Origin of the sequence: Fulvivirga aurantia (assembly GCF_009711475.1) — a bacterium.
Classification (GTDB): domain Bacteria; phylum Bacteroidota; class Bacteroidia; order Cytophagales; family Cyclobacteriaceae; genus Fulvivirga; species Fulvivirga aurantia.
In genome coordinates this window covers 1-8,077 of record NZ_SMMD01000777.1, presented here as the reverse complement: position 1 = coordinate 8,077, position 8,077 = coordinate 1, and the positions used below count along the sequence as shown (strand labels likewise).

The window sequence follows — 8,077 nt, the reverse complement described above, 5'->3', positions numbered from 1 at the left end:
CATTGCAGATGTGAAGATGCTGGTTATAACCCTATTACCTCAGGAGTAATTAAGGGCGAATTTAAGGACGGTAAATGGCTATTATCTATCGAAGCTGAAGCGACCGGCACAGATACCGCACAGTCATATCAATTTACTTATAAGGGAGTAGCTGAGAAATTGTAACTCCATAATTATTAAATCATTAAGCTTTTCTTAGCCATGTAAGTTCTGGGTAAGAATCTACTTTTAATAACTCTCTCAATCTCATATATTAAGGAATTATTTCTAAACCTTAAACCAAACAAAAGATGAGAAAGTTAAACTTATGGGCAGCAGCTCTATTAGTGATTGGCCTTTGGTCTTGCGAGCAGCAAGAAGAGGCAATTCAACCTGAACCACAGGAAGTGTCACAAGACATTATCAACAGATTGAACGCTGCCGGATTCAACACAGTGGATTTTGACGTAAAACGCTACGAAGACAACTACTTTGTTGAAAGGGACATTGTTCTCACCAAAGATCAGATTATGAATCTGTCTGGACCAAATGGTGTACCAAGTGTCGAGCATTACAGCACCGACAATCTGGTAACTGCTACGCCACGTACGATCAGAGTGTATGTAAACATGCCTCAGAAGTACAAAGATGCAACTGATATCGCTATTGACAGATACAATGCCGAAGGCCTGCAACTGACCTTCCAGCAAGTATCAAGTTCTTCTAATGCTGATATCGTAATTAAAGCATCTCCCTGGTATTACAGATGGTTCGGCATCCTTGGTTCTGCAGGTTTTCCAACCGCTTCTGGAAACCCTCACAATGAGATTCTTATGACAAGAGGGTATTATGACAATGTGAGCAATATCAATGGTCTTGCAACTACTATTGCACACGAAATGGGACATTGCATCGGTTTCAGACACACAGACTATATGGACAGAAGCTATAGCTGTGGTGGAGCTCCTGATAATGAAGGCGCTAGTGATGTAGGTGCTAATCATATTGCCGGTACACCTACAGGCCCTGATGCTAACTCATGGATGCTTGCTTGCGGAAGCCCTGAAGGTGATAGACCTTTTACAAATAATGACAAAACCGCACTTAGCAATCTGTATTAATAAGTATTTATTTCTACCTAAACCTAAACCAAGAGGGCTGCATAATTGCAGCCCTCTTTTATTTCAATGTTACCACTTTGAAATTTTTAAAACCCTCCATCACAAGCTATTCCCACCAATGTAGTTTAGCAAGTCCCCTCTAAACAATTTCACGTTACTTTGACTTCTATTAAAGTAATCATGAAGACTTCTACAAAAATAACCATTGCCATTATTGTACTTATATGCCTTGGTTTTATCATAATTCCCCGATTAAATCTTGGTGAGGAAGAATCAGCTCCGACTCAAGATGAGCCTACCGAAAGTAAATTGACAGTTTCTGCCGTGGTAGTTAAAAACCGAGCACTAGACAATGACCTAAAAGTAACGGGTTCTCTGGTCGCCAACGAATCTGTAACCTTACGCTCTGAAGTATCCGGAATTGTTGATAAAATCTTGTTTAAAGAGGGGCAAAAAGTGAGAAAAGGACAGGTTTTGGTGCAACTCAATGATGATGAGCTACAGGCAGAATTAGAAAAACTGCAATTCACACAAAAGCTTAATGAAGATATAGAGTACAGACAGAAACAGCTGCTAGCCAAAGAAGCTATTAGTAAAGAGGAGTACGAAACAGCACTTACCACATTAAATACCTCTCGGGCTGAGATAAAGGTAAAGCGAGTACAAATTCAGCAACACAAGATTAAAGCGCCTTTTGATGGAATCATTGGCTTGAGACAAATAAGCCAGGGGAGCTACTTAAACCCATCTGACCAAATAGCGACTTTATATAATATAAGCCCAATTAAAGTCGACTTTAGCATTCCGGGCAAATATACTTCTGAGGTAAATGAGGGCGATAAAATCAGTTTTACTGTAGACGCTTATGAAGAAAGATTTAATGGAGAAATTTATGCTATTGAACCACAAATTGATCCGCAAACCAGATCGATTAAGCTTCGGGCAGTGAGTGACAATTTGGAGAACAAACTACTCCCAGGTCAATTTGCAAAGATCGCCCTTACCATTAGCACATTTGAAACTGCACTTCTTGTGCCTACCGAGGCTGTAATCCCCGAACTTGACGGTAAAAAAGTATTTGTCATAGAAAATGGACTGGTAGCTAACAGAGTGGTAGAAACGGGAATAAGAACAGCCGACAAAGTGCAGGTGACTACTGGCCTCAATGATGGAGATACTGTAGTGACCACAGGAATTTTACAAATAAGGCCAGGTATGGAAGTAGGGTTGAATTTAGGTGAAGTAACTTATGAGTAGTCTTTCTAATATAAGTATCGATCGGCCGGTTCTCGCCATCGTGATGTCATTACTCATAATTATAATGGGTGTTGTGGGTTTCAATTTTTTGGGTGTGAGAGAATATCCCAGTGTTGATCCTCCGATCATTACAGTCTCAACGAGTTATGCAGGTGCTAATGCAGAAATTATCGAAACCCAGATTACAGAACCGCTGGAAGAATCGATAAACGGTATTGCTGGTATTAAATCACTCATTTCTACCTCCAGAGATGGTAGAAGTACGATAAGAGTAGAGTTTGGTCTTGACAGCGACCTGGAAGCAGCAGCCAATGATGTAAGGGATAAAGTATCCAGGGCTGTTCGTAGTTTACCACCAGATGCTGAACCTCCGGTGGTTTCCAAGGCCGATGCTGACTCCTCACCTATTATCGGTGTGAGAGTATTTAGCGAAAAACGAAATCTTTTAGAACTATCAGAACTGGCCAGTAATTCTTTCAAGGAAAACTTCCAAACAATACCGGGAGTGAGCGAGGTAAGCATCTGGGGAGATAAGCGCTACTCTATCAGGTTGTGGATGGATCCGGTAAAATTAGCAGCCTATAAAATCACACCGCTAGATGTGCTCAATGCCGTCAATGCTCAAAATCTGGAATTACCCTCCGGTAGAATAGAGGGTAAATCTACTGAACTTTCCGTGAGAACATTAGGCAGGTTAAATACACCTGGTGAGTTCAACGACCTAATCATCAAAGAAGATGATAGTGGAGTTACAAAATTTAGCGACATCGGTCGTGCTGAGTTTTTCCCTGAAAACGAGCGCACCATTCTAAAAAACAACGGTATTCCGATGGTTATCGTGGTTTTGAGACCTCAGCCAGGAACTAATAACTTAGAAATCTCCGAGGAATTTTATAAGCGGCTTGAGTCTATTAGAAAAAATCTTCCTGCAGATATCGAAACTGAAATTTCGTTTGATAATACAGAATACATTACTGAGTCTATCGCAGAGGTAGAGCAAACCATCTACGTGGCATTCGGCCTGGTAGCACTCATCATTTTTCTCTTTTTAAGAGATTGGAGAACCACATTTATACCGATTATAACTGTACCAATTGCTTTGATAGGTTCCTTCTTTTTGATGTATGCCTTTGGCTTTTCTATCAATGTACTCACCCTACTTGGTATTGTATTGGCGATCGGACTTGTAGTTGACGATGCCATCGTGGTATTAGAAAACATCTACTCAAAAATTGAAAATGGAGAAGAACCACACGAAGCGGGTAAGCAGGGAACGCGCGAGATTTTCTTCGCGGTAATAAGTACAACCGTAGCACTTACTTCAGTATTCTTCCCGATTGTTTTCTTAGAAGGACTTACAGGTAGACTTTTTAGAGAATTTGGAGTAACTGTAGCAGGAGCCGTAATCATATCCAGTTTTGTGGCACTGACCCTCACCCCTATGCTTTCATCTAACATGCTTAAAAAGCGAAAAAGAAAGCAATGGATATACAGGAAAACTGAACCTTTTTTCGTTTGGTTAAACGAAGGCTATGCTACTGTTTTAGAACGATTTATGAAAGTGAGATGGTTAGCCTTTATCATCATTGTGCTTTCTGGCGCTGGTATTTACTTTCTCAACCAAAATATTGATCAGGAATTGGCACCCATGGAAGACCGCGGTAATTTCCGTATTTACGCCACTGGTCCGGAGGGAGCTACCTTTGAATATATGGATTTCTACATGGATCAGATTACAGATTTGGTCCAGGAAGAAGTACCCGAAAACGAATCTGTACTTACGATTACTTCCCCGGGTTTTGGAGCCTCATCGAGTGTCAATTCTGGTTTTGCAGTGATTAATTTGGTGGATGCCGAAAACAGAAAACGAGGACAAACCGAAATAGTAAATGCAATAAAGCCAAAAGTTTCTCAAAACACACGGGCCCGGGCCTTTGTATCAGAACCTCAAAGTATTGGAAATAGACGTGGAGGCCTTCCTGTGCAGTATGTACTACAGGCACCCAACCTGGAAAAACTAAAAGAGGTGATACCCTCATTTATTGAAGAGGCGAATGCCACCGGAGTATTTGGTTTTGTAGACGTTGACCTCAAGTTTAACAAACCTGAAATCAACATCGAAATTGATAGAGATAAGGCGAGAGATTTAGGTGTTTCTGTAAGAAACGTGGCTCAAACACTTCAGCTGTCTTTAAGCGGTCAGCGTTTTGGCTACTTTATAAAAGATGGCAAGCAGTATCAGGTAATTGGCCAGGTTGAGCGTGATGACCGTGATGACCCTTTAGACCTTAAGTCAATTTATGTACAAAATAGTGATGGCGGCCTTATACAAATGGATAATCTTGTCACTTTGAGTGAGAAAAGTACCCCTCCCCAATTGTATCGGTACAATCGTTTTGCTTCAGCCACTATTTCAGCAAGTTTAAACCCCGGATACAGCCTGGGTGAAGGCATTAACACCATGGATGCAGTCGCAGCAAAAGTATTGGACGGCAGTTTCTCTACCGCCCTGGCAGGTAATTCTTTGGAGTTTCAGCAAAGCTCTGGCAACCTTTATTTTGCCTTTGGTTTTGCCTTAATACTCATTTACCTGGTACTTTCTGCTCAGTTTGAAAGCTTCAGAGACCCACTCATTATTATGTTTACCGTGCCACTTGCTTTGGCAGGCACGCTCCTATCGCTATACTTTTTTGGAGAAACACTTAATATCTTTAGTCAGATAGGGATCATTATGCTTATCGGATTGGTAACTAAAAATGGTATTCTTATCGTTGAGTTTGCTAATCAAAGAAAAGCTCAGGAAGACATGAGTATCTATGATGCTATTGTAGGAGCGGCAAAAGCACGTTTCAGGCCTATTTTAATGACCAGTCTTTCTACCATTTTAGGTATTTTGCCAATCGCCCTGGCACTTGGGGCTGGTGCCGAAAGCCGTGTTTCGATGGGCGTTGCGGTAATTGGAGGAATGCTCTTCGCCACTATACTTACCCTATTCGTAATACCCGCGGTATATACTTACATTACAGGTACGCAAAAGAGAAAAGCCAGAGTATGAGAAAGTTTACGATCATAATGTGCACCCTGATATGGTGTGGCTCGAGCTCAGCTCAGATTCCCTTGTCTTTCGAAGAAGCTCTTGCTACTGCATTAGAAAATAACTACGGTATCAAGATTGCTAGAAACAATAAAGACATCTCTGCCAATAATTTAACCATTGGCAATGCAGGTTTTTTACCTACACTCACAGCAAATGCTGATCGTACCTATGGACGACAATCCTTTGAACGAGAATTAACCACAGGTCAGGAGCAATCGGTATCCGGAGCAAGAAGTCAACGTACATCTTACGGTGCATCATTAAACTGGACTTTGTTTGATGGATTAAGAATGTTTAAAACCTATGATCAATTAGAGGCTATTTCATTGCAGTTAGATGATCAATTTAGAGTACAGGTTGAGCAAGTAGCGTTTAGTGTTGCTATCGCTTACTACCAGGCTGCTTTAGAAAATGAAAGGTTAAGGCTTTCTAAAAATAACATAGAGCTATCAGAGGATAGACTTAGAGTTGCTAAAGATAAATACGAGCTAGGCAAAGCATCTAAACTAGAATATTTACAGGCGCAAGTGGATTTAAATTCTGATAAAACAGCTAAAGTGCGACAAATGGAAGCGCTCAATTTAAGAAAGCTTGACTTGCTAGAGCTCATGGCTATGTCGGGAGACACGATAGAGTTTGAACTAAATTATAATCTCCAAAATGACCAAAATATAGATCTGGCTGATATTATCAATAGTATAGAAACAGCCAACCCACAATTAACCGTTTTGAGACGAGAGCAGGCTATAGCTATGAAGGAGAAGGAAATTAATGAAAGCGATCGATATCCACAGGTTAATTTGTTTGCAGCTTTTACACATAGCCAATCAGAGTCCCCGGCTGGCTTTGCAATAGAAAGCACTTCTGACGACCTCTCCTACGGAGTAACCGCTTCCTGGACATTATTCGATGGTTTCAATGTGCAAAGAAGGGTTCAAAATGCTCAAATTCAAATCGATAATAGTCAATTGGCCTACCAGGAACAATTATTATCGTTAGTAACAGCTGCCCGTTCGAGATATATCAATTACCGAAATAATCTCAACCTTATGACGCTGGAAGAAGAAAACGTAGAAGTAGCTAAAGAAAATAATGAGATTGCTCAGGAGCGATATCAGATAGGGCTTAGTAACCCAATAGAACTAAGGGAAGCTCAAGTAAATCTAATCAACGCTGAGCTTCGTCTACAAAATGCTGCTTTTGCCGCTAAACTAGCGGAAATCGAACTCAAGTTTCTGAGCGGTCAATTGATGCAAAAGCAATAAGTCAGGTTTTAAGGCTCTGTTTTTTTAAGTATCTTCAAAGACAATCAATTAAAACTTAAAACCTATGCGCACGCTATATTCACTTATACTCATCCTATGTATTTCTTCGGTAGCATTTGGTCAACTTTCAAAAACCGAAAAGAAAATCGTAAAGGCTGTAGATAAAGACTTAGAAAAGTACACTGAGCTACTTAAGGAGATTATTAACATGAACAGCGGCACCATGAATTTTGAAGGTGTAAGACAAGTGGGCCAGGTGTTGATCAAAGAGTTTGATGCCCTCGGTATGGAAACAAAATGGGTGGATGGTAAGCCATTCAACCGTGCCGGGCACCTTGTAGCCGTAAATAAAGGCTCAAAAGGGCCTAAAATGCTATTGATTGGTCATTTAGACACAGTATTTGAGCCAGATAGCCCATTTCAGGAATATCAAATGTTGAATGACACCATCCTCAAAGGCCCGGGCGTAGCAGATATGAAAGGTGGCGATGTAATTATAATTATGGCCTTAAAAGCTTTGAAAGAAGCTAACCTTTTGGACAAAATGCAGGTAGAAGTGGTGATGACTGGCGATGAAGAAAAGAGTGGCAGTCCTCTGGAATTATCTAAAAAAAACCTGGTAGAAGGCGCCAAGAGAGCAGACATCGCCCTTGCTTTTGAAAATGCCGATGGTGACCCCAAAACAATTGTTGTCTCTCGAAGAGGGTCTGCAGGCTGGAAACTCCAAGTCACAGGTAATGCTGCCCACTCCTCACAGGTTTTTACTGAAAAAGTAGGCGTTGGAGCCATTTACGAAGCTTCCAGAATATTGAATGAATTTTATAAACAACTATCAACCGAAGAAAACCTCACGTTTAATCCCGGAGTAATCTTAGGTGGTACAAGCACTACTTATGATGCCGAAAAAAGTGGCGGTACCGCTTATGGCAAAAGCAATGTAGTTTCACAGGAAGTGACTGTCACTGGAGATATCAGGGCAGTATCATTAGAGCAATTAGAAAAAGCTCGGAAGATCATGAAAGAGATTGCTTCAAATAACTATCCCGGCACTTCGGCAGAGCTTACCTTTAATCCAGGAGGCTACCCTCCCCTTGCCCCTTCTGATGGCAACCGAAAGCTACTCAGTTACTATAGCAATGTGAGTGAAGATTTAGGTTTCGGAAAAGTCGATCCTGTTAACCCACGCAATGCAGGCGCTGCAGATGTTTCATTCACTTCCGGTCATGTTGATATGGCGATCGATGGAATGGGTTTGAGTGGAGCAGATGACCATACGATTAACGAAACTGGTGATTTGAGTAAACTCTCTGTTCAAGCTAAAAGGGCAGCCATCCTTATGTACAGATTGACATACGGTA

General features: G+C 41.1%; 5 protein-coding genes. All 5 read left to right on the top strand.

What is annotated here, in order from left to right:
• Nucleotides 1–290 precede the first annotated feature (290 nt).
• Complete coding sequence (locus E1176_RS09910) at nucleotides 291–1,100, top strand: M57 family metalloprotease (protein WP_155210454.1); 810 nt, start codon at nucleotides 291–293, stop codon at nucleotides 1,098–1,100.
• Between the two features lie 180 nt (nucleotides 1,101–1,280).
• On the top strand, nucleotides 1,281–2,357 hold the full coding sequence (locus tag E1176_RS09905; protein ID WP_155210453.1) for an efflux RND transporter periplasmic adaptor subunit: 1,077 nt from the start codon (nucleotides 1,281–1,283) through the stop codon (nucleotides 2,355–2,357).
• Nucleotides 2,350–5,412 carry an efflux RND transporter permease subunit gene (locus E1176_RS09900; protein WP_155210452.1) on the top strand — a complete coding sequence of 1,021 codons (3,063 nt, stop codon included), beginning with the start codon at nucleotides 2,350–2,352 and terminating at the stop codon, nucleotides 5,410–5,412. The genes E1176_RS09905 and E1176_RS09900 overlap by 8 nt, the downstream gene beginning before the upstream one ends.
• The gene (locus E1176_RS09895) at nucleotides 5,409–6,719 is read left to right on the top strand and encodes a TolC family protein (protein WP_155210451.1); all 1,311 of its coding nucleotides are present in this window, start codon (nucleotides 5,409–5,411) and stop codon (nucleotides 6,717–6,719) included. Before E1176_RS09900 ends, E1176_RS09895 begins: the two co-directional genes overlap by 4 nt.
• Nucleotides 6,720–6,783: 64 nt before the next feature.
• Nucleotides 6,784–8,077, top strand: a 1,294-nt coding sequence (locus E1176_RS09890) for a M20/M25/M40 family metallo-hydrolase (protein WP_155210450.1), incomplete at its 3' end; no start/stop codon positions are given.

Excerpts from the sequence above, each read along its gene's own strand:
- E1176_RS09905 (WP_155210453.1), top strand. The coding sequence starts at position 1,281 with ATGAAGACTTCTACAAAAATAACCATTGCCATTATTGTACTTATATGC.
- E1176_RS09910 (WP_155210454.1), top strand. The coding sequence starts at position 291 with ATGAGAAAGTTAAACTTATGGGCAGCAGCTCTATTAGTGATTGGCCTT.
- E1176_RS09895 (WP_155210451.1), top strand. The coding sequence starts at position 5,409 with ATGAGAAAGTTTACGATCATAATGTGCACCCTGATATGGTGTGGCTCG.
- E1176_RS09900 (WP_155210452.1), top strand. The coding sequence starts at position 2,350 with ATGAGTAGTCTTTCTAATATAAGTATCGATCGGCCGGTTCTCGCCATC.